This window comes from Streptomyces sp. Go-475 (assembly GCF_003330845.1).
Classification (GTDB): domain Bacteria; phylum Actinomycetota; class Actinomycetes; order Streptomycetales; family Streptomycetaceae; genus Streptomyces.
On the sequence record NZ_CP026121.1, the window covers coordinates 3,213,278 to 3,234,256 of the forward strand.

At 70.6% G+C, this 20,979-nt stretch carries 22 protein-coding genes, 1 tRNA gene and 1 riboswitch; of the genes, 9 read left to right on the forward strand and 14 right to left on the reverse strand.

Annotated elements, in window-relative coordinates:
• Nucleotides 1-88: 88 nt before the first annotated feature.
• Nucleotides 89-1,570 carry an alginate lyase family protein gene (locus tag C1703_RS14690; protein WP_114253040.1) on the forward strand — a complete coding sequence of 494 codons (1,482 nt, stop codon included), beginning with the start codon at nt 89-91 and terminating at the stop codon, nt 1,568-1,570.
• Between the two features lie 60 nt (nt 1,571-1,630).
• On the opposite strand, the gene C1703_RS14695 is transcribed toward C1703_RS14690, so the two are convergent.
• Nucleotides 1,631-3,124, reverse strand: a complete 1,494-nt coding sequence (locus tag C1703_RS14695; protein ID WP_114253042.1) for an MFS transporter — start codon at nt 3,122-3,124, stop codon at nt 1,631-1,633.
• 98 nt (nt 3,125-3,222) lie between these two features.
• On the reverse strand, nt 3,223-4,593 hold the full coding sequence (locus C1703_RS14700; protein ID WP_114253044.1) for a DUF445 domain-containing protein: 1,371 nt from the start codon (nt 4,591-4,593) through the stop codon (nt 3,223-3,225).
• A gap of 164 nt (nt 4,594-4,757) precedes the next feature.
• Between C1703_RS14700 and C1703_RS14705 the strand changes: the two genes are divergently transcribed.
• Nucleotides 4,758-6,092, forward strand: coding sequence for an SGNH/GDSL hydrolase family protein (locus tag C1703_RS14705; protein WP_114253046.1), 1,335 nt, complete (start codon nt 4,758-4,760; stop codon nt 6,090-6,092).
• A gap of 129 nt (nt 6,093-6,221) precedes the next feature.
• Here C1703_RS14705 and C1703_RS14710 read toward each other — a convergent pair whose 3' ends face one another.
• Genes C1703_RS14710 through C1703_RS38945 form a run of 5 tightly spaced genes read right to left on the reverse strand, consistent with a single transcriptional unit; the run spans nt 6,222 to nt 9,795 of the window.
• On the reverse strand, nt 6,222-6,914 hold the full coding sequence (locus C1703_RS14710) for a DUF1707 domain-containing protein (RefSeq protein WP_114253048.1): 693 nt from the start codon (nt 6,912-6,914) through the stop codon (nt 6,222-6,224).
• A gap of 33 nt (nt 6,915-6,947) precedes the next feature.
• Nucleotides 6,948-7,925, reverse strand: a complete 978-nt coding sequence (locus tag C1703_RS14715) for an ATP-binding cassette domain-containing protein (protein ID WP_114253050.1) — start codon at nt 7,923-7,925, stop codon at nt 6,948-6,950.
• A 1-nt stretch (nt 7,926) separates the two neighbouring features.
• Nucleotides 7,927-8,781 (reverse strand): ABC transporter permease, encoded by an 855-nt coding sequence (locus C1703_RS14720; RefSeq protein ID WP_232840488.1) that lies wholly within the window; start codon nt 8,779-8,781, stop codon nt 7,927-7,929.
• A complete protein-coding gene (locus C1703_RS14725) occupies nt 8,774-9,580 on the reverse strand; it encodes an ABC-2 family transporter protein (protein ID WP_114253052.1) in 807 nt (268 codons plus the stop codon). Before C1703_RS14725 ends, C1703_RS14720 begins: the two co-directional genes overlap by 8 nt.
• A 50-nt stretch (nt 9,581-9,630) precedes the next feature.
• Entirely contained in the window at nt 9,631-9,795 is a 165-nt protein-coding gene (locus tag C1703_RS38945) for a hypothetical protein (RefSeq protein WP_157993111.1), read from the reverse strand.
• A 252-nt stretch (nt 9,796-10,047) separates the two neighbouring features.
• Here C1703_RS38945 and C1703_RS14730 point away from each other — a divergent pair, with 252 nt between their 5' ends.
• The gene (locus C1703_RS14730) at nt 10,048-12,447 is read left to right on the forward strand and encodes a transglycosylase domain-containing protein (protein ID WP_114253054.1); all 2,400 of its coding nucleotides are present in this window, start codon (nt 10,048-10,050) and stop codon (nt 12,445-12,447) included.
• 7 nt (nt 12,448-12,454) lie between these two features.
• Here the strand turns inward: C1703_RS14730 and C1703_RS14735 are convergent, their stop codons facing one another.
• The 3 genes from C1703_RS14735 to C1703_RS14745 form a co-directional block, all read right to left on the reverse strand.
• Nucleotides 12,455-12,775 carry a multidrug efflux SMR transporter gene (locus tag C1703_RS14735; RefSeq protein WP_031113232.1) on the reverse strand — a complete coding sequence of 107 codons (321 nt, stop codon included), beginning with the start codon at nt 12,773-12,775 and terminating at the stop codon, nt 12,455-12,457.
• A 34-nt stretch (nt 12,776-12,809) separates the two neighbouring features.
• A riboswitch (guanidine-III (ykkC-III) riboswitch) is annotated at nt 12,810-12,882 on the reverse strand.
• Between the two features lie 64 nt (nt 12,883-12,946).
• Entirely contained in the window at nt 12,947-13,303 is a 357-nt protein-coding gene (locus C1703_RS14740; RefSeq protein WP_010040015.1) for a co-chaperone GroES, read from the reverse strand.
• Nucleotides 13,304-13,347: 44 nt separating this feature from the next.
• Nucleotides 13,348-13,677, reverse strand: coding sequence for a DUF3618 domain-containing protein (locus C1703_RS14745; protein ID WP_114253056.1), 330 nt, complete (start codon nt 13,675-13,677; stop codon nt 13,348-13,350).
• Between the two features lie 95 nt (nt 13,678-13,772).
• On the opposite strand from C1703_RS14745, the gene bcp reads away from it, so the two are divergent.
• The 4 genes from bcp to C1703_RS14765 all read left to right on the forward strand — a co-directional run bounded on the left by bcp (nt 13,773) and on the right by C1703_RS14765 (nt 15,622).
• Nucleotides 13,773-14,240 (forward strand): thioredoxin-dependent thiol peroxidase, encoded by a 468-nt coding sequence (gene bcp / locus C1703_RS14750; protein WP_114253058.1) that lies wholly within the window; start codon nt 13,773-13,775, stop codon nt 14,238-14,240.
• Nucleotides 14,241-14,384: 144 nt separating this feature from the next.
• On the forward strand, nt 14,385-15,041 hold the full coding sequence (locus C1703_RS14755) for an HNH endonuclease signature motif containing protein (protein WP_114253060.1): 657 nt from the start codon (nt 14,385-14,387) through the stop codon (nt 15,039-15,041).
• A complete protein-coding gene (locus C1703_RS14760) occupies nt 15,038-15,532 on the forward strand; it encodes an HNH endonuclease (RefSeq protein ID WP_232840489.1) in 495 nt (164 codons plus the stop codon). Before C1703_RS14755 ends, C1703_RS14760 begins: the two co-directional genes overlap by 4 nt.
• A 15-nt stretch (nt 15,533-15,547) precedes the next feature.
• Nucleotides 15,548-15,622, forward strand: a tRNA-Leu gene (locus tag C1703_RS14765).
• A 43-nt stretch (nt 15,623-15,665) separates the two neighbouring features.
• Here the strand turns inward: C1703_RS14765 and rdgB are convergent.
• The 4 genes from rdgB to C1703_RS14785 all read right to left on the reverse strand — a co-directional run bounded on the left by rdgB (nt 15,666) and on the right by C1703_RS14785 (nt 18,010).
• Entirely contained in the window at nt 15,666-16,268 is a 603-nt protein-coding gene (gene rdgB, locus C1703_RS14770) for an RdgB/HAM1 family non-canonical purine NTP pyrophosphatase (protein ID WP_114253065.1), read from the reverse strand.
• 114 nt (nt 16,269-16,382) lie between these two features.
• Nucleotides 16,383-16,781, reverse strand: coding sequence for a hypothetical protein (locus tag C1703_RS14775; RefSeq protein WP_114253067.1), 399 nt, complete (start codon nt 16,779-16,781; stop codon nt 16,383-16,385).
• 144 nt (nt 16,782-16,925) lie between these two features.
• Nucleotides 16,926-17,663, reverse strand: a complete 738-nt coding sequence (rph, locus tag C1703_RS14780) for a ribonuclease PH (protein WP_114253069.1) — start codon at nt 17,661-17,663, stop codon at nt 16,926-16,928.
• Nucleotides 17,664-17,776: 113 nt separating this feature from the next.
• Nucleotides 17,777-18,010 (reverse strand): PTS glucose/sucrose transporter subunit IIB, encoded by a 234-nt coding sequence (locus tag C1703_RS14785; protein WP_020270294.1) that lies wholly within the window; start codon nt 18,008-18,010, stop codon nt 17,777-17,779.
• Nucleotides 18,011-18,173: 163 nt separating this feature from the next.
• Between C1703_RS14785 and C1703_RS14790 the strand changes: the two genes are divergently transcribed.
• Nucleotides 18,174-19,487, forward strand: coding sequence for a PTS transporter subunit EIIC (locus C1703_RS14790; RefSeq protein ID WP_114253071.1), 1,314 nt, complete (start codon nt 18,174-18,176; stop codon nt 19,485-19,487).
• A 176-nt stretch (nt 19,488-19,663) separates the two neighbouring features.
• Complete coding sequence (locus C1703_RS14795; protein ID WP_114253073.1) at nt 19,664-20,926, forward strand: PTS transporter subunit EIIC; 1,263 nt, start codon at nt 19,664-19,666, stop codon at nt 20,924-20,926.
• Nucleotides 20,927-20,979: the final 53 nt, after the last annotated feature.

Here is a 20,979-nt window from a genome sequence, read left to right on the forward strand (position 1 = left end):
CCCGGACGTCTCCTCACCGTCCCCCGCAAGAACGCGACCTACGACGCTGAGGTACGACGACGTGACACGACAGATCAGCCGCCGGAGCATGCTGAAGGCCGCGGGTGCGGCAGCCGGAGCCGTCGGGACGGGAGCCGTCGGGACCGGGGCCGGTGTGGCTACGGCCGTGCCCGCCGCCGCGGCCGGCGGCCCCTTCGCCCACCCCGGCCTGCTGCACACCCGTACCGATCTGGACCGTATGGCGGCCAAGGTGAAGGCGGGCGCGAGACCGTACACGGCCGGGTTCGCCAAGCTCACCGCCAACCGGCATGCGCAGAGCGGGTGGCGGGCGAATCCGCAGGCCACCGTGTACCGGGGGTCGGGTACGCCGGAGAATTACCGGCTCCTCTACAACGACATCCACGCCGCCTACCAGAACGCCCTGCGGTACCACGTCAGCGGTGAGGAGGCCCATGCCGACACCGCCGTGGCGATCCTCAACGCCTGGTCGGGGAAGCTGACCGCGCTGAAGGGCAGCGCGGACCGGTTCCTGGCGGCGGGGTTGTACGGCTACCAGTTCGCCAACGCCGCCGAACTCGTACGGGACCACGGGGACTTCGAGCTCGGGCGGGCGCGGAAGCTGCTGCTGGACGTCTTCCACCCGCTCAGCGACGACTTCCTGACCCGACACAACAACGCCGTCGTGACGAACTACTGGCCCAACTGGGACCTGACGGCGATGGCCTGCGTGCTCGCCACCGGGATCTTCTGCGACGAACGGGCCATCGTGGACCGGGCGGTGGAGTACTTCAAGCACGGGGACGGCATGGGGTCGGTCAGGCACGCGATCCCGGTCGTGCACGAGGACGGGCTCGCCGAGTGGGTCGAGGCCGGGCGGGACCAGGGGCACGCGCTGCTCGGGGTCGGGCTGATGGGCACGGTGTGCGAGATGGCGTGGAACCAGGGCATCGACCTGTACGGCTACGACGACAGCCGGTTCCTCAAGGGCGCGCAGTACGTGGCCAAGTGGAGCCTGGGCGGGGATGTGCCGTACACGGCGAACACGCGGAAGAAGGGCGCGATCGGGGGGTGGTCCGGGACTGAGACGGCCTCTGACGTGGCGGTGGCGGATCCGGCGATGACCCGGCCGATCTGGGCGATGATCGCCAATCACTACACCAAGCGGCGGGGGCTGTCGGCCTCGTACCTCACGCGTGCCGCCGCCAAGGCCGCGCCGGAGGGCGGGGGCGGCGACTACGGGCCCAACAGCGGGGGTTACGACCAGCTGGGCTTCGGCACGCTGGCGTACACGCGGGACAGGGCGGCGGATCCGGCGGCGCCGGCGCCGAGCCCTGCCGTTGGGGCGCCGACCCCGAGCCCGACCGGTGCTGCGTCGGCGCCGAGCCCGTCCGGTGGGGCCGGGGGTGTTCGGCCGCAGGGGACGGTGAGTGCGTCGGCGTCCCCCGGCGCGGGTCGTGACCTGGCCTCCACCGGGTCCGAGGAGGTGGTGGGCTGGGCCGCAGCGGCCGGCGTCACCGCTGTCGCCGGTGGGTTGCTGCTGCTGCGGCGGCGGGGCGACGGCGCCCAGTAACGCCTGGGCGCCCGTCGCCGTGCCCCTGGGAGCCCGAACGCCCGGCGGCACGGCCGCCGCTCAGGTCGCCGTCCTGGACCTCGGCTTCACCTGGTCCGTCGAAGCCGACGCCGTCAGGGGCTTGGCGATGTCCTCCAGGGAGCGGCGTTCCGCGCGGACCGCGAGGAGCGCTGCCGTCAGGCCCGCCAGGCACATCAGCGCCGCTCCGATCTGGAACGCGAGGACCGTGTCGCCGACCTTGCCCGTGCCGGTGAGGTCGGCGAACAGGAGCGGGCCGCTGATGCCGCCGGCGGCCGTGCCGATGGCGTAGAAGAAGGCGATGGACATGGCGCGGGTCTCCATCGGGAAGACCTCGGAGACCGTCAGGTAGGCGCTGGACGCGCCGGCCGAGGCGAAGAACAGCACCGCGCACCAGCAGGCCGTCAGCGTGCTCGCGCTCAGCGAGCCCTGGTCGAAGAGCCAGGCCGTGCCGAAGAGGAGCAGGCCCGAGAGCAGGTAGGTGCCCGAGATCATCACGCGGCGGCCGACCGTGTCGAAGAGCTTGCCGAGGAGCAGCGGGCCGCAGAAGTTGCCGAGGGCGATGACGGCGAAGTAGTAGCCGGTGCTGCCGCTCGGGACGTCGTAGAACGTCGTGAGGATCGCGCCGAAGCCGAAGGTGATGGCGTTGTAGAGGAAGGCCTGGCCGATGAAGAGGGAGAAGCCGAGGATCGCGCGGCGGCGGTAGTCGGAGAAGACCGTGCGGCCGATCTCCAGGAAGGAGACGCTGCGGCGCTGGTGGATGGTGATCTCACCGTCCGGGCGGGGCAGCGGCTCGCCGCGCTCCTGCTCGACCTTGCGCTCGATGGCGGAGACGATGCGTTCCGCTTCGTCGTCGCGGCCGTGGATCAGCAGCCAGCGGGGGCTCTCCGGGACGTGCCGGCGGACCAGGAGGATGACCAGGGCCAGGACCGCGCCGAGTGCGAACGTGAGGCGCCAGCCGACGTTCGCCGCGAAGATGTCCGTGTCCAGCGCGACGATCGCGAGCAGGGAGCCGAAGACCGCGCCCAGCCAGAAGCTGCCGTTGATCATGAGGTCGACGCGGCCGCGGTACTCCTTGGGGATCAGTTCGTCGATCGCGGAGTTGATGGCCGCGTACTCGCCGCCGATGCCGAAACCGGTGAGGAAGCGGAAGAGGAAGAACCACCAGGTGTCGAAGGCGACTGCGGTGAGGGCGGTGGCGGCGAGGTAGACCGCCAGCGTGATCATGAAGAGTTTTTTACGGCCCCACTTGTCGGTGAGGCGGCCCCAGAACAGGGCGCCCGAGCAGGCTCCGGCCACGTACAGGGCGGCGGCGAGGCCGGTGACCTCGCCGGAGGTGATGGGCAGGCCGCTGCCCGGTTCCGACAGGCGGCTGGCGATGTTGCCCACGACGGTGACTTCCAGTCCGTCGAGGATCCACACCGTGCCGAGGCCGATGACGATCGTCCAGTGCCAGCGCGACCACGGGAGGCGGTCGAGGCGGGCGGGGATGTCGGTGGTGACGGTTCGGCCGGTTGCGGCCTGCGCGGTGGTCATGGGCTCCCTCCTCATCGAGAAGAACCCGGGCCGAGTGCCCTGAGCGGGTTCGCTTACGCCCTGGCACCCGGTACCACCGGCGCGTCACGACCTGCCGCTCACGCCCCCAGCGCGTGCGACACGGTGTAGATCAGCAGGCCGGCCAGCGAGCCGACCACCGTGCCGTTGATGCGGATGAACTGCAGGTCGCGGCCGATGTTGGCCTCGATCTTCCGCGTGGTGTGCTCGGCGTCCCAGCTCGCCACCGTGTCCGTGATGAGGGAGGTGATCTCCTTGCGGTAGGTGGTGACGACGTACACGGCCGCGTCCTCCACCCACTGGTCGACCTTGTCCTGCACCTTGCGCTCGGCCGCCATCCGGGAGCCCAGCGACAGCAGCGAGGCGCGGACGCGCAGCCGCAGCTCGCTGCGCTCGTCCTCCGCCGCCGCGACGATCATGGACCGGACGGCCGTCCAGGCGCTGGCGATGAGGTCCTGCACCTCGCCGCGGCCCAGCACCTCGCCCTTGAGCCGTTCGACGCGGGCGCGGGTGTCGGTGTCGGACTGGAGGTCGCCCGCGAAGTCGGTGAGGAAGCGGTCCAGGGCGCCGCGGGCGGGGTGGGCGGGCATGTCGCGCATCTCGGTGGCGAAGCGCAGCAGTTCCTTGTAGACGCGCTCGCCGACCTTGCGGTCGACGAACCTCGGCGTCCAGCCGGGGGCGCCGCCCTCCACGGCGTCCATGACCTCGTCGCGGTGCAGGACCAGCCAGTCGTGGGCGCGGTTGACGATGAGATCCACGACCCGTTTGTGGCCGCCGTCGGCGACGACCTTCTCCAGCATCTTGCCGATGCCGGGGCCGATCTCCTGGGCGTTGGCGCGGCGCGTGATGGCCTCGCCGACCACGGCCTGGACGTCGGAGTCGCGCAGGACCGTCAGGGCGCCGCGCAGGGCGGTGGACAGCTCGGCCGTGACCCGGTCGGCGTGTTCGGGCACGGCGAGCCAGGCGCCGAGGCGGCTGCCGATGCCGACGGCGCGCAGCCGCTGCCGTACGACGTCCTCAGAGAGGAAGTTCTCGCCGACGAACTCGCCGAGGGAGACGCCGAGCTGGTCCTTCTTGGTGGGGATGATCGCCGTGTGCGGGATGGGGATGCCGAGGGGGTGGCGGAAGAGGGCGGTGACGGCGAACCAGTCGGCGAGCGCGCCGACCATGCCCGCCTCGGAGGCGGCGGCGACATAGCCCGCCCAGGGGCCGGCGCCGGAGTTCTGCGCCCACTTGGCGAGGACGTAGACCACGGCGACGAACAGCAGGAGGCCGGTGGCGGTGAGTTTCATCCGGCGTACGCCGCGCTGTTTCTCCTCGTCCGCCGGGCTGAAGGTCGTCATCGCGCGGTTCACGGCGGGCCGGGGGCGGGCATGCTGCCCCGCGACGCTGCCCTTTTCTTCCACTTTGGTCCGCTCCATCCGCTCCACCCGCTCGGTGATCCCGCACACATTGTCCCTTCCTGACCGACTCCTGGAACGGAACAGGAGTTCCCGGCGTCTGTCGGGAGGGGGTAATGCGACGGGGTCCTGTCAGCTTCCCCGTGCCCATGCCGCATCATGGGAACATCAGATCGGAGCCTGAGGCTCCCATCGCCCGAGGAGAACTGAAGAGCATGACCCGGGGTCGTGGTTACGCCCTCCTGGCCGTCGTCGTCGCAGCGATCGTGGCCCTTTCCACCGCCATATACGTCGGAGTGGCGTCCGACAACGGCACCCGCAACCGGAACGCACTCGCCGACGGCCGCGTCCCGAACAACCCCGCCGCCCCGGCCTCCACCGGCACCTGGGTCGGCACCTGGTCCACGTCCCCGGCCGGCGCCGAGCCCGGCACGGAGACGACCGGCATGGCGGACCGCTCGGTACGCAACGTCGTCCACACCAGCGTCGGCGGTACGAGTGCCCGCGTGACGCTGTCCAATCTCTACGGCCAGTCGCCGCTGAACATCACGCAGGCGTCGATCGCCGTCGCCGCGGGCAGCGGCACGCCCGCCGCGCTCGCGGACACCATGCGGCAGCTGACCTTCAACGGCGGCCCCGCGGTCGTCGTCCCGCCCGGCGGGCAGGTGATGAGCGACGCCGTGCGCATCGCCATCCCGCACGACGCGGACGTCCTGATCACCACGTACACGCCGACCAGCTCCGGCCCGGTGACGTACCACCCGCACGCCCGGCAGACCTCCTACGTCGCCCAGGGCGACCAGGCGCGGGACGTGACGGGCACGCCGTACACCGAGGAGACCAGGTACTGGCGCTACCTGACCGCGCTGGACGTGCTGAGCAACGAGGCGGACGGGACGGTGGTCGCCCTGGGCGACTCGCTGACCGACGGCATCACCTCCACGTCGGGCGCCAACAGGCGGTGGACCGACGTTCTCTCGGACCGGCTACGCGCGGAGATCGCGGCCGGGCGGGACCTGCCGCGCTACAGCGTCGTCAACCAGGGCATCAGCGGGAACCGGGTCCTCACCGACGGGCTGGGCCGCCCCGCGGACAACCCCAGCGGGCTGAACCGCTTCGCGCGGGACGTACTGCAGCGGACGAACGTCAAGGTCGTCGTCATCGACCTCGGCGTCAACGACATCCTGCGCAACCCGCGGCTCGCCGACCCGGACGCGATCGTCGGCGGCCTGCGCACGATGGTGGGGCAGGCGCACGCGCGGGGGCTGAAGGTCGTGGGCGCGACCCTCATGCCGTTCTACGGGCACCGTGGCTACACGGACGCGCGTGAAGGGGTGCGGCAGGCCATCAACGCCGAGATCCGGGCCGGACGGGTGTTCGACGCGGTCGTCGACTTCGACGCGGCGCTGCGGGATCCGTACGACCCTCGGCGGCTGCGGCCGGTGTACGACTCGGGGGATCATCTGCACCCCAGCGACAAGGGGTACGCGCGGATGGCGGAGGCGTTCGACCTGGAGCTGCTGAAGGGGTCGGTACCGGCGGAGCTGTAGAGCTGTCTGCTGATACGCACCGCAGTCGTGGCTGAGGCGGGGTGGGCGCGCAACCCGGCGCTACGGGGTACCGCCTGCGCCCACCCGTGCCGCCCCAGCGGCACGACTGCCCGCAGACGGCAGGCGTCCTCAGCCCAGCTCCCGCCGCCCCTCCCTCCGCTCCAGCTTCTCCCGCTGCCGTTCCTCCCGTAGCCGCTGCTTCTCCGCGCGTGTCAGCTTCCGCTGGACCCCGACGCCGCCCCACAGCGCGAAGCCGGTGACGACGACCCGCGGTGCGCCCGGCTCCCCCGGCACGCCCTCCTCGCGGTGGTCGAAGCCGCCCATGATCCCGATGCCGCGCACGACGACCTCGACCCCGGGCGGCACGATGACGTCCACCCCGCCCATGATCGCGATCACGTTGATCTCGACCTCGCGGTCCGTGAAGTTCGCCTCGCGCAGGTCGAGCTCCCCGCCGCCGCAGAAGGCGAGGCAGGTGAACCGCCGGGGCACCGTCCAGTGCCCCTTGCGCTGGAAGCCGGCCATCACGGCGGCGGCCCAGGTCGAGGACCCCTCACCGCCCACGATCCGCCGCGACCAGTCCGGCCCGGCGGCGGGCTCCTTGCTCAGCGACACCACCGGCGCGGTGACACCGGAGGCCGGCAGGTCCCGGGTGATCGGCGCCAGCTCCCCGTACGTCCGCGCCCGGTACGTCGCGTCCAGCCGCTCCTCGAACTCCGCCATGTCGAGACGGCCCTCCGCGAGGGCGTCCCGCAGGATCTCGGCGACCCGTTCACGGTCGGCGTCGGAGGCGCGGAGGTCCGGGACTGAGTCGTCGGTCATACACAGCAGATTACGAGTCGCCCGAGCCGGGCACTACGTGGTCGCACGCTCCGCGTACATTTTCGCGATCACCGCCTCGATGTCCGGCTCCCGCACCGACAGGTCGACCAGCGGATACTCCGCCGCGATCCGCGCCACCAGCGGCGCCGCCGACTCCGCGGCCGGGAACGCCAGCCACTGCCGCGGACCGTCCACCCGCACGACCCGGGCGGGTGCGGGGGCGTCGATCGGCGGCAGTTCCCGCTCCAGGTCCACCACCAGCGTCCGCTCGCTCTCCCCCGCCTCGTGCAGCCCGGCGAGCGGCCCGTCGTACATCAGCCGCCCCTGGTCGATGACCATCACCCGCTTGCACAACTGCTCGATGTCCTGCAGGTCGTGCGTGGTCAGCAGAACCGTCGTGCCGCGCTCGGCGTTCAACTCCCGCAGGAACTCCCGCACCTTGGCCTTGGAGACGACGTCGAGCCCGATGGTCGGCTCGTCGAGGTACAGCACCTCCGGGTCGTGCAGCAGCGCCGCCGCGATGTCGCCGCGCATCCGCTGCCCGAGCGAGAGCTGCCGCACCGGCACGTCCAGCAGGTCGCCCAGGTCGAGGAGTTCGACCAGCCGGTCGAGGTTCTCGCGGTAACGGCCGTCCGGTATCCGGTACATGCGGTGCATCAGCCGGTAGGAGTCGACCAGCGGCAGGTCCCACCACAGCGTCGTGCGCTGCCCGAACACCACCCCGATGCGGTGCGCGAGGCGCGTCCGCTCCCGGGAGGGGTCGATGCCCGCCACCCGGAGCCGGCCCGCGCTCGGCGTGAGGATGCCGGTCAGCATCTTGATCGTGGTCGACTTGCCGGCGCCGTTCGGGCCGATGTAGCCGACCATCTCGCCGCGTCCCACCCGGAAGGAGATCGAGTCGACGGCGCGCACCTGCCGCCGCTCCCGCTTCATGAAGCCGGTCTTCTTGCGCACCTCGAAGACCTTCTCGACACCGTCGAGTTCGATGAACCCGCTTTCGGAACCGGTCAACTCAACTCCCAGTACTCCGGTACGAACGAAGCCCCGCCCGCCACGCCACCCCGGCCAGCGCGCAGCAGACCACCGCCACCAGCGGCGACGCGAACGCCACCCACGTCGGCAGGTCCAGCGGATACGGCCGCCCCAGCACATAGGACGCGGGCAGCCAGTTCACGAAGGCCAGCGGCAGCACGAAGGTCACCCCGCGCACCAGATCCCGCGCGAACAGCACCGGCGGGTACTGCAACAGCGTCGCCCCGCCGTACGTGAACGCGTTCTGCACCTCCGAGGCGTCCTGCGCCACGAACTGGAAGGCCGCGCCCGCCACGAACACCGAGCAGAAGATCGCCCCGCCGCTGACCACCATCACCGGCATCAGCAGCAGCTTCAGCGGCGTCCAGTCGATGTCCAGGGCGGTCAGCGCGTAGCCCAGCACCAGCGTGCCCTGCGTGACCCGGCCCAGGCGGCGCAGGGCGAAACGGTCGGCGGCCACCTGCGCCAGCACCGGCGCCGGCCGCACCAGCAGCGTGTCCAGCGTGCCGTCGCGCACCCGGCGCCCCAGCCGCTCCATCGACCCGATCAGCATGTCGGCGAGCCCGAAGGCCAGGCTGGACAGGCCGTACAGGAAGGCGATCTCGGGCAGGGAGAAGCCGCCCAGCGCGTCGACGCTGGAGAACATCAGCAGGATGGCGACGAAGTCGAGCCCGGTCACCGCGAAGTTGGTGAACGTCGTCAGGGCGAAGGAGGCGCGGTAGGCCATCGTGGAGCGGATCCACATCGCGGCGATCAGCCCGTAGGAGCGCAGCCCCTCCCGCACCCGGCCGGGCACACCGAGGACCTCCGCGCGCTCACGCACCGTGTCAGCCACCCTGGACCACCACCCGCCGCGTCGCCAGCGACTGCACCAGCCGCCCGGCCGCCAGCAGCGCCACCGCCCAGGCCGCCTGGAAGGCGTACGTGCCGAGCGGGTCGGCCTCGCCGAGCAGGACGTCGGCCGGTGCCTGGAGGACCGACGACCAGGGCAGCATCCGCACGACGTCGCCGAAGACGCCCGGGAAGACGTTCAGCGGCAGCATCATCCCCGAGCAGAACCAGCCGACGAACCACGACATCTGCACCACCCCGGTGCCGTCGATCAGCCAGAACGCCGACAGCGCCACCAGGTACCGGATGGCGAAGCCGACCACCCAGGCCAGCGCCACCGCCACCAGGAACGCCACCCAGGCCGTCACGTCCCCGGGCAGCGCCAGGGGGAAGAGCAGCGCCCCGATGACGAAGGGCGGCACCCCGCGTGCGAACAGCTCGAACAGGGCCCGGCCCCCGTCGGCCGCCATCCACCACAGCTGGAGGTCGGCGGGCCGGTACAGGTCGACGGCGACGTCCCCCGTACGGATGCGCTCCATCAGCTCGTCCTCGAAGCCGCCGCCGCTGATGCCGAGCGTCTTGAACAGCGCCTGGCCGATCCACACATAGGTGATGGCCTGCGCCTGGTCGTACCCCCCGAGGTGGGGTCTCTCGTCCCACAGCGCGAGATACGTGTACACCAGGATCAGGCCGAAGACGGTGTTGGTGAAGATCCCGGCCAGCATGGCCGCCCGATAGGTCGCGTACCGCCTGAAACCGCCCGCGGCGACGGCCGCGTACAACCGCCCCGAGCCCACATCCACCGCCCTCCTCACCGCCGGCACCGAAGCGCAGGAGCCTAGTGGGCCGACGATCAACCGTGCCACGGGTTTTCCGGGCCCCCGGGGGCGGCGCGGGGCGAGCCCGCACCGGCCCAGACGGTACGATCCGAGACGTCCGCGTGGGCCGAGGCGTCCGTGGCCAGGGCGAGCAGCGTGGCGGCGGTGCCGGCCAGGGCGGAGCGTGCGAGCAGTCGCATCTCGGTCGTGTCCCCCTTCGGGGGACATCACGCAAGCAGGAACGCACCTCGAACAGGCGCGCAGGGTGGCGAACGCGCCCCCCGGCCGCCTGCGCGCCCGCCCGCCTGCCGCCCGCCCGGGCACACGCCGCACGACACGGCCCTCGATCAGGGAACTGATCGCCGGATGGGACAGTCTTCACCACAGGGGCGCAAGAGCGAGCAGAGACGTACGGGAACGACGTACGACGCGAAACGGAGTCCGTGCACGACATGAGTGACGAGCCTCAGCAGCCGAACCCGGGCTGGGCACCGAGAGAGCCGCAGGCGGACGGCGACCCCGGCGCGCCTCAGGGCCCGGCGGCCGGGAAACCGAAGCGGACCGGCTGGCGCCGGATGATCCCGACCTGGCGCATGACGCTGGGCGGCTTCATCATCGTCGTCATGCTGCTGGTCGGCGGCTTCTTCCTCGGCTACTCGCTGGTGAAGATCCCGCCCGCCAACGCGCTCGCCACCAAGCAGGCCAACGTCTACCTGTACGCGGACGGCTCCGTGATCGCCCGCGACGGCGAGATCAACCGGGAGAACGTCACCCTCGCGCAGATCTCCAAGGACGCCCAGCACGCCATCCTGGCCGCCGAGGACCGCGACTTCTACACGGAGTCCGCCGTCGACCCCAAGGCCATGGTCCGCGCCGCCTGGAACACCGCCCTCGGCAAGGGCAAGCAGTCCGGCTCCACCATCACGCAGCAGTACGTGAAGAACTACTACCTGCGCCAGGAGCAGACCGTCACGCGCAAGGCCAAGGAGTTCTTCATCGCGATCAAACTGGACCGCGAGAAGAGCAAGGACGAGATCCTCGAGGGCTACCTCAACACCAGCTTCTTCGGCCGCAACGCCTACGGCATCCAGGCCGCCGCCCAGGCCTACTACGGCATGGACGCCAAGGACCTCGACCCGGCCCGCGCCGCCTACCTCGCCGCGCTCGTCAACGCCCCCAGCCAGTACGACGTCGTCGCCCACCCCGAGAACCGCAGGGCCGCCGAGTCCCGCTGGAACTACGTCCTGGACGGCATGGTCAAGAAGGGCTGGCTCAGCGAGTCCGAGCGGGCCGGCATGAAGTTCCCGGTGCCGAAGGAGTCCACCCTCTCCACCGGCATGTCCGGCCAGCGCGGCTACATCGTCCGGACCGTCAAGGACTACCTGGTCCAGAACAAGATCGTCGAGGAGAGCAAGCTCGACGCCGGCGGCTACCGCATCACGACGACCCTGCAGAAGCCCAAGCAGGACGCCTTCGTGAAGGCCGTCGACGACAAGCTGATGTCCAAGCTGGACAAGAAGAACAACAAGGTCGACCGCTACGTCCGCGCGGGCGGCGCCGCCGTCGACCCGAAGACCGGCGAGGTCGTCGCGATGTACAACGGCATCGACTACGTCAAGCAGTACACCCCGAACGCCACCCGCAGGGACTTCCAGGTCGGCTCCACCTTCAAGCCGTTCGTGTTCACCTCGGCCGTCGAGAACCACTCCGAGACGCAGGACGGCCGCGTCATCACCCCGAACACGATCTACGACGGCACCAACAAGCGCCCCGTCCAGGGCTGGGCCGGCGACCCTTACGCCCCCGAGAACGAGGACCAGCGCTCCTACGGCGACATCACCGTCACCGAGGCGACCGACAGCTCCGTGAACTCGGTGTACGCGCAGATGGCCGCCGACGTCGGCCCCCAGAAGGTCAAGCAGACCGCCATCGACCTCGGCATCCCCGAGAACACCCCCGACCTCGCCGACGGCCCCGCCATCGCCCTCGGCACGGCCACCGCCAGCGTCCTCGACATGGCCGAGGCCTACGCCACGCTCGCCAACCACGGCCGCCACGGCACGTACACGATGGTCAAGAAGGTCACCAAGGAGGGCATGCCGATCGAGCTGCCCGAGCGGCGCACCCGGCAGGCCGTCAGCCGCGAGGCCGCCGACACCACCACCTCCATGCTCCGGAGCGTCGTCCAGAACGGCACCGCCTCCGCCGCCCAGGCCCTCGGCCGCCCCGTCGCCGGCAAGACCGGCACCGCCGAGGAGGACACCGCCGCCTGGTTCGCCGGCTACACCCCCGAGCTCGCCACGGTCGTCTCCGTGATGGGCCAGGACCCGGTCACCGCCGCGCACAAGTCGCTGTACGGCGCGATGGGCCTGCCGCGCATCAACGGCGGCGGGGCGCCCACGGAGATCTGGACGCAGTTCACCCAGGACGCCCTCAAGGGCAAGCCGGTCAAGGAGTTCGACCTGCGGCTCCAGCCGGGCGCCGACGTCTCCCAGGCGCCGGGCACCGAGCCCCCGGCCGACCCGACCACGGGCACCACCGACGGCGGCAGCACGTCCACCGGCGGCCAGGAGACCGGCACCGAGACGCCCGGCCAGTCGCCGAGCGCGCCCGAGGGGCAGACCCAGGGCCAGACCAACGGCGGCACCACCGACGGCGGCACGGGCGGCGAGTCCCCGACCGGCGGCGGCACCGCGGACGGCGGCACCGGCGACGGCGGCACGGCCACCGACGGAGGCACGACCGACGGCGGCACGACGGAGGGCGGCGGCGACGCGACCGACGGCGGCGCGACGGGCGGCCCGACGGGCCCCGGCTGGGGCGTGATGCCGCAGGGCGCGCGCCGCGAATAGGCCGGCCTCAGTGGCCTGACGTCGCCTTGAGCCCCACCACGGCGACCAGCAGCAGGCACACGAAGAAGATCCGGGCGGCGGTGGCCGGCTCCCCCAGCACCACCATGCCGAACACCGCCGCCCCGGCCGCCCCGATCCCCACCCACACGCCGTAGGCGGTACCGATCGGCAGGGTCCTGGCGGCCTGCGACAGCAGCAGCATGCTGGCGACGATGCCGGCGCCGGTGAGCACACTGGGCAGCGGGCGCGTGAAGCCGTCGGTGTACTTCATGCCGACGGACCACCCGACTTCGAGCAGACCGGCGACGACGAGCAGAACCCAGGCCATGACGGGCACCTCCGGGAAACGGGCTGACGGTGTCGGTGCGTCGTCTTTGCCTTGATCCCGGTACGGCGCGTCTCGTCGGGGGTCCCTCCAACGTAGCAAAGGCACACCGAAGGGGCCGGTGACCCAGGTCACCGGCCCCTTCGCGCGTGCCGCTCGGCTACGGGTCTCCGCCTACAGGTACAGGCCCGTCGAGTCCTCCGACCCCTCGAACCGGTCCGCGGCCACGGCGTGCAGGTCGCGCTCGCGCATGAGCACGTACGCGATGCCCCGCACCTCGACCTCGGCACGGTCCTCCGGGTCGAACAGAACCCGGTCGCCCGGCTCCACGGTCCGCACGTTCTGCCCCACCGCGACGACCTCGGCCCAGGCCAGCCGCCGGCCGACCGCCGCCGTGGCGGGGATCAGGATGCCGCCGCCGGAACGCCGCTCGCCCTCGCTGGTGTCCTGCCGCACGAGTACGCGGTCGTGCAGCATCCGGATGGGCAGCTTGTCGGGATGGGTGCTGTGCTCGTTTCTCTTGGCGCTCACGCCCTGAAACCTACCTGTCTTCCCGGCGGACGTACGCAGTCGGGTCAGCCCTTGCGGCGCCGCGTACCGACGGCCAGCAGGCCGACCACGCCGACGACCACGAGGGCGACCGGCACGACCCGCTCCAGCCGCGGCGCCCCGTCCTCGTCCACGAACCGGGCCCGGACATCGGTGACGGCCCTGTTGATCTCCACGTAGGCCCGCCCGAGGGTGTGATCGATGTTCGACGCGACCTTGGCCTTGGCGTCCCCGACGATCGTCTTCGGGTGCACCCGCACCCCGATCTCGTCGAGGGTCTCGGCCAGGGTCTCGCGGCGGCGCCTGATGTCCGCCTCGATCTGCGCCGGGGTCCTGGTGTCCGCCGTGTCCGCCACCGTGTCGCCTCCGAAGTCGGTATGAAGCCTGTGCCGGACAGTCTGTCAGCTCCACGGCTCATCGCACTGTCCCGACCCCCGGTTACCCTGGCCTGATGAGCGAGCGACTCCAGCCGGGGGACGTGGCCCCCGCCTTCACCCTGCCCGACGCCGACGGCACCGAGGTGTCCCTGTCGGACCACAAGGGCCGCAAGGTCATCGTCTACTTCTACCCGGCCGCCCTCACCCCCGGCTGCACGAAGCAGGCCTGCGACTTCACGGACAACCTGGAGCTGCTGGCCGGCGCGGGCTACGAGGTCATCGGCATCTCCCCCGACAAGCCGGAGAAGCTCGCGAAGTTCCGCGACAAGGAGTCCCTCAAGGTCACCCTCCTCGCCGACCCGGACAAGAAGGTCCTGGAGGCCTACGGCGCCTTCGGCGAGAAGAAGCTGTACGGCAAGACGGTCGTCGGCGTCATCCGCTCCACGGTGATCGTGGACGAGGAGGGCAAGGTCGAACGCGCCCTGTACAACGTCAAGGCGACGGGCCACGTAGCCAAGATCATCAAGGATCTGGGGATCTGACTCCCCGCGCACTTCCTGACACGGCCCGCACCGGAAACGTCCGGTACGGGCCGTTCCGTATTCCGTGCGTGACCGCCGGACTACCGGTTCGTTATTCCGTGCGGATCGCGCATAGATGATCGAGGGCGGAGTGACGGAGGCTCGATGGGGGCGAGTACGTACACCAGGGAGCGGCTGGAGGAGGCTGCCCGGGGGGCTCGGACGTTGTCGGAGGCGTTGGGGAGGCTGGGGGTGGATCCGCGGAGTGCTACGCGGGACTACATCAGTCGGCGGATGAAGAAGCTGGGCGTGGACACCTCCCACTTCACGCGGGAGGGCCACAAGTGGACGAAAGAGGCCCTGCAAGCAGCCGTAGCGGCCTCGACCAGCACGAACGACGTGCTGCGTCATCTCGGGCTCGATCTGGTCGGGGGACATCACACGCACATCGGCCGCAGGATCAAGTCCTACGGAATCGACACCTCGCACTTCGTGCCCGTGGTCCGCACGGAGAGGACGAGACACAACCAGCGCCGCCGAACCGCTGCGGAGATCCTCATCGAGGACACCTCCTCGCACGCCCGGCGGGTTCCGAGTGCCCGCCTCAAGAGGGCCATGCAGGAGCTGGGTATCGAGGAGCGCTGTGCCCTGTGCGGCATCGAAGCGCTGTGGCTGGGGGAACCACTGCCCCTGGAGGTCGACCACATCGACGGTGACTGGCGGAACAACAGAATCGAGAACCTTCGGGTGCTGTGCCCCAACTGCCATGCGACGACGGACAGGTACCGGGGACGCGGCGCGCGGCGCGGGCGGCCCTCGTGAGCACACGACGGGACCAGCCCACCCCTGGCCGACTGCGGGCCGCGGTCGCCGCGTCCACCTCCCTGGCAGAGGTGCTGCGCCGCCTGGGCCGACCGGACAACGGTGGTCAGCGGGCGATGTTGCGCCGCTGGATCGCCCAAGAGCGCCTCGACACGGCGCATTTTCTGGGACAGGCACACAATCGCGGCAAGCCGGGAACGGTCCCGGTCAAGCAGCCCGAGGAGATCCTGATCCGGCACGGCGGCCGGTACCGGACCCGCACCTCGCTGTTGCGCCGCGCGCTCGGTGCCGTCGGCGTTCCGGAAGAGTGCGCGCGGTGCGGCACCGGGCCCGAGTGGCTCGGCAAGCCGATGACGCTGGAGGTGGATCACATCAACGGAGACTGGAGCGACGACCGGCGCGAGAATCTGCGGTTGTTGTGCCCGAATTGCCATGCGATCACCAGGACGTGGTGTCGAGGAGGCCGCCGGGCGATCCACGAGGCCCAGTAGAGTAGGCACCGCTGTGGGCCCGTACCCCAGCTGGCAAGAGGGCGCCGGTTTAGGTCCGGTGTGTCGTGGGTTCGAGTCCCACCGGGCTCATTGGAGAAGGGCGCACACATCAGTGGGCGCCCTTCGGCGCACCTCAGCCCAGCAGCTCCCGGACCACCGGCACCAACGCCCGGAACGCCTTCCCCCGGTGGCTGATCGCGTTCTTCTCCTGGGGCGTCAGTTCCGCGCAGGTGCGGGTCTCGCCCTCCGGTTGGAGGATCGGGTCGTAGCCGAAGCCGTTCGTGCCGGTCGGCGAGTGGCGCAGGACGCCGCGGAGTCGGCCCTCGACCACCCGCTCCGTGCCGTCCGGCAGGGCCAGGGCCGCCGCGCAGGCGAAGTGGGCGCCGCGGTGCTCGTCGGCGATGTCCGACAGCTGGGCGAGGAGCAGCTCCAGGTTGGCCTTGTCGTCGCCGTGGCGGCCGGACCAGCGGGCGGAGAAGATGCCGGGCGCGCCGTTCAGGACGTCGACGCAGAGGCCGGAGTCGTCGGCGACGGCCGGAAGGCCCGTGGCCCGGGCCAGGGTGTGGGCCTTGAGGAGCGCGTTCTCGGCGAACGTCACGCCGGTTTCCTTGACGTCGGGGACGTCCGGGTAGGCGTCGGCGCCGACGAGTTCGTGGGGCAGCCCGGCTTCGGCGAGGATCGCGCGAAGCTCGGTGATCTTTCCGGCGTTACGGGTGGCGAGGATCAGGCGGGTCATGGACCCAACAGTATTCGGCGCCCCGAAAGGGGCGCGGGGAACTGCGCGAGCAACCACGACGGGCCCGCGGTCGCCCACCGGCCGCCGGCGTCACGGCGTCACGGCGTCACAGTGTTACGGCGTGCAGACCTTCGTCAGTTCGCCCGCCGCGTCCGTGACGGGGCTGATGTCGGGCGTCTCGTCGCCGTTCTTGATGGCCGTGCGGACGTTGTCCACCGCCGCGTTGAGGTCGTCCACGGCCTTGTTGACGTCCGCGTTGTCCGTCTTGTCGCCGATCTCGCCGAGGTTCTTGTCGATGGAGTCGAGGGACTCGTCGAGCTGCGTCGGGTCGTTCGCGGCGTTGTCCACGGCCTGCTGGAGCTCCGTGACGCTGTCGGCGATGGCGTCGGCGGTCTGGACGCAGTCCAGCGCCTTGTCGACGGCGGCGCAGCCGGTGGTGAGTCCGGCGGTCAGCGCGACGGCCGCCAGGGTGGCGGCGACGGCTGCGGTGCGGCGTCGGCGGCTCGCGGCCATGGAGCGGTCCCTCTCGTTCGGTCGGGCCGGTCGGGCCCGTGTGGCTGGCCGGGCGCACAGGGATGAGCCGTGCGCCCGTACTCCTTCAGACGCGAGTGTGCTCGGCGTGGTTGCCCGCGCCGAGCACCGTTCTTGGTGCGCCCTTTACTTTTCGAGGACGGTATCAAGCGCGGTGCGCTGGTGGGCGGCGAGTTCGGCGCAGCCGGCGACGGCGAGGTCGAGGAGGGCGTCGAGTTCGTCGCGGGCGAAGGGTTCGGCCTCGGCGGTGCCCTGGATCTCGACGAAGCGGCCGTCGCCGGTGCAGACGACGTTCATGTCGGTCTCGGCCTTGACGTCCTCCTCGTAGCAGAGGTCGAGGAGGGGGACGCCGCCGACGATGCCGACGGAGACGGCGGAGACGGTGCCGGTGAGGGGCTGGCGGCCGGCCTTGATGAGCTTCTTGCGCTGGGCCCAGGCGACGGCGTCGGCGAGGGCGACGTAGGCGCCGGTGATGGCGGCCGTGCGGGTGCCGCCGTCGGCCTGGAGGACGTCGCAGTCGAGGACGATGGTGTTCTCGCCGAGGGCCTTGTAGTCGATGACGGCGCGCAGCGAGCGGCCGATGAGGCGGCTGATCTCGTGGGTGCGGCCGCCGATGCGGCCCTTGACGGACTCGCGGTCGCCGCGGGTGTTGGTGGAGCGGGGCAGCATGGAGTACTCGGCGGTGACCCAGCCTTCGCCGCTGCCCTTGCGCCAGCGCGGGACGCCTTCGGTGACGGAGGCGGTGCAGAAGACCTTGGTGTCGCCGAAGGAGACGAGGACGGATCCTTCGGCGTGCTTGCTCCAGCCGCGCTCGATGGTGATGGGGCGGAGTTGCCGGGGGGTGCGGCCGTCGATTCGAGACATGGCGCTGAGCCTATCCGTATGCGCGGAACGGGCCCTTCCCGCGGTGGGGAGGGGCCCGTGCGTACGGCGTCGGGGGTCCGTCAGGGGGTGAAGCCCGGGACGATCCCCGCGCTTCACATCAGGTCTTCGATCTCCGCGGCGATGGGGTCGGCGTCCGTGCCGATGACGACCTGGATGGCGGTGCCCATCTTGACGACGCCGTGGGCGCCGGCGGCCTTCAGGGCGGCCTCGTCGACCTTGGCGGGGTCGACGACCTCGGTGCGGAGGCGGGTGATGCAGCCTTCGACCTCTTCGATGTTGTCGATGCCGCCGAGCCCGGCAACGATCTTCTCAGCCTTGGTGGCCATGTTCGTTCTCCCTGATCCGAACCGCTTTGTCGCAGTAACCCACAGTTGGCCCATCTTTGCGAGCGGTCTTGTCGTGCGTGCCGAAGGATGGCGTCACGTCCGTGTGCGACCGTCCGTTCGACTGGTCTACACCACGAGCCCGCCTCTCGACAAAGGGACCGGTATGAGTGCCGACAGCCCCGCCGGCGCCGAGGCCGCCGTACGTCCTGCTCGCGCTCGCTGGAACCGGCTGTTCCAGGGGCTCCAGAAGATGGGCCGCACCCTTCAGTTGCCGATCGCGGTGCTGCCGGCGGCGGGGATCCTGAACCGGCTGGGGCAGCCGGATGTGTTCGGGGACGACGGTCTGGGCTGGACGAACGTCTCGAAGGTGATGGTGGGGGCGGGCGGGGCGCTGCTGGACAGTTCGCTGGGGCTGCCGCTGCTGTTCTGTGTGGGCGTTGCGATCGGGATGGCGAGGAAGGCGGACGGTTCGACGGCGCTGGCGGCGGTGGTCGGGTTCCTCGTGTATTTCACGGTGCTGCGGCAGTTCCCGGAGGACTGTCCCGAGGGGTCGGTGGCGGTGCCGAACGTGGGGTGTCAGCTGACGGAGGGCGCGCGGACGGTGACCGCGTTCACGTTCCAGAATCCGGGGGTGTTCGGCGGGATCGTGATGGGGCTGCTGGCGGCGTTCTTCTGGGCGCGGTTCCACCGGACGCGGCTGGTGGACTGGCTGGGGTTCTTCAACGGGCGGCGGCTGGTGCCGATCGTCATGGCGTTCGTGGCGATCGCGTTCGCGGCGCTGTGTCTGTGGGTGTGGCCGCCGGTCGGTGACGCGCTGGAGGGTTTCAGCGACTGGATGGACGGGCTGGACGCGTGGGGCGCGGGTGTGTTCGGGGTGGCGAACCGGGCGTTGCTGGTGGTGGGGCTGCACCAGTTCCTGAACGTGCCCATCTGGTTCCAGTTCGGTTCGTTCACGAAGCCGGACGGGACGGTGGTGCACGGTGACATCAACATGTTCCTGGCGGGTGATCCGGACGCGGGGCAGTTCCTGTCGGGCTTCTTCCCGATCATGATGTTCGCGCTGCCGGCTGCGGCCCTGGCGATCACGCACTGCGCCCGGCCGGAGCGGCGCAAGGAGGTCGGGGGTCTGATGCTGTCGGTGGCGCTGACGTCGTTCGTCACGGGCATCACGGAGCCGATCGAGTACTCGTTCCTGTTCGTCGCGCCGGTGCTGTACGGGGTGCACGCGCTGCTGACGGGGGTGTCGATGGCGGTGACGTGGGGGCTGGGGGTGCACGACGGGTTCAGCTTCTCGGCGGGGCTGATCGACTACGTCATCAACTGGAATCTGGCGACCAGGCCGTGGCTGATCATCCCGATCGGGCTGGGTTTCGCGCTCGTCTACTACGTGATCTTCCGGTTGGCGATCACGAAGTTCGACTTGAGGACTCCGGGGCGGGAGCCCGTGGAGGACGTCGAGGACAGCGCCGAGGCGTGATCGTCGGGGCGGGCGGAATTGGCGGGTTCCACTCGTTCGGCCTACCGTGCTACAACTGGTCTACACCACTCCCTGGTGGAGGCCGCGCGGTGGAGACCGCGTTCCCCATTCTTCGAGACGCCGCCGTCCCCCGTCGCATTCTTCCTGGGCGGCGCCGCGCCCCCTGGAGGAAGTACATGTCCACTGATACAGCCGCGCCCGCGAGCCCGGGCAAGGGGTCGGCCGTGATGGCCGTCCTGCAGCGCATCGGCCGCAGCCTCATGCTGCCCGTCGCCGTGCTGCCCGCCGCCGCCCTGCTGGTCCGCCTCGGCAACACCGACATGCTCGGGCGCGAGTCGTTCCCCGCCTTCATCACCAAGATCGCGGGCTTCATGGCGGCCGGCGGCAACGCGATCCTGGACAACATGGCGCTGCTGTTCGCCGTGGGCATCGCGATCGGCTTCGCCAAGAAGTCGGACGGCTCCACCGCGCTGGCGGCCGTGGTGGGCTACCTGGTCTTCAAGAACGTGCTGGCGACGTTCACCGACAAGAACCTGCCGCAGGTGGCGAAGGTCGTCGACGGCAAGATCGTGATGACGGACGCGCCGGTGGACGCCAAGGTGCTCGGCGGTGTGGTGATGGGCCTCGTCGTCGCCCTGCTCTACCAGCGGTTCTACCGCACCAAGCTGCCCGACTGGGCGGGCTTCTTCGGCGGCCGCCGCCTGGTGCCGATCCTGTCGGCCTTCGCGGGCCTGGTCATCGGCATCGTCTTCGGTTACATATGGCCGGTCCTCGGCACGGCCCTGCACAACTTCGGCGAGTGGCTGGTCGGCTCCGGCGCGGTCGGCGCGGGCATCTTCGGTGTGGCCAACCGCGCGCTGATCCCGATCGGCATGCACCACCTGCTGAACTCCTTCCCCTGGTTCCAGGCCGGCACCTACGAGGGCAAGAGCGGTGACATCGCCCGGTTCCTGGCGGGCGACCCGAGCGCCGGGCAGTTCATGACCGGCTTCTTCCCGATCATGATGTTCGCGCTGCCGGCCGCCTGCCTGGCGATCGTGCACTGCGCCCGGCCCGAGCGCCGCAAGGTCGTCGGCGGCATGATGTTCTCCCTCGCGCTGACGTCGTTCGTCACCGGTGTCACCGAGCCGATCGAGTTCACCTTCATGTTCATCGCCCCGGTGCTGTACGCGATCCACGCGGTGCTCACGGGTGTCTCCATGGCGCTGACCTGGGCTCTGGGAATGAAGGACGGCTTCGGCTTCTCGGCCGGCGCGGTGGACTTCTTCCTGAACCTGGGCATCGCGACCAACCCGTGGGGCCTGGCCCTGGTCGGCCTGTGCTTCGCGGCGGTCTACTACGTGGTCTTCCGCTTCGCGATCACCAAGTTCAACCTGCCGACGCCGGGCCGCGAGTCCGACGAGGAACTCGCCGAGCTGCAGAAGGCCGAGGCCAAGTAGTCCGCCGACCGCCGAAGGCCCCGGAACCGCTCGGTTCCGGGGCCTTCGCGCGG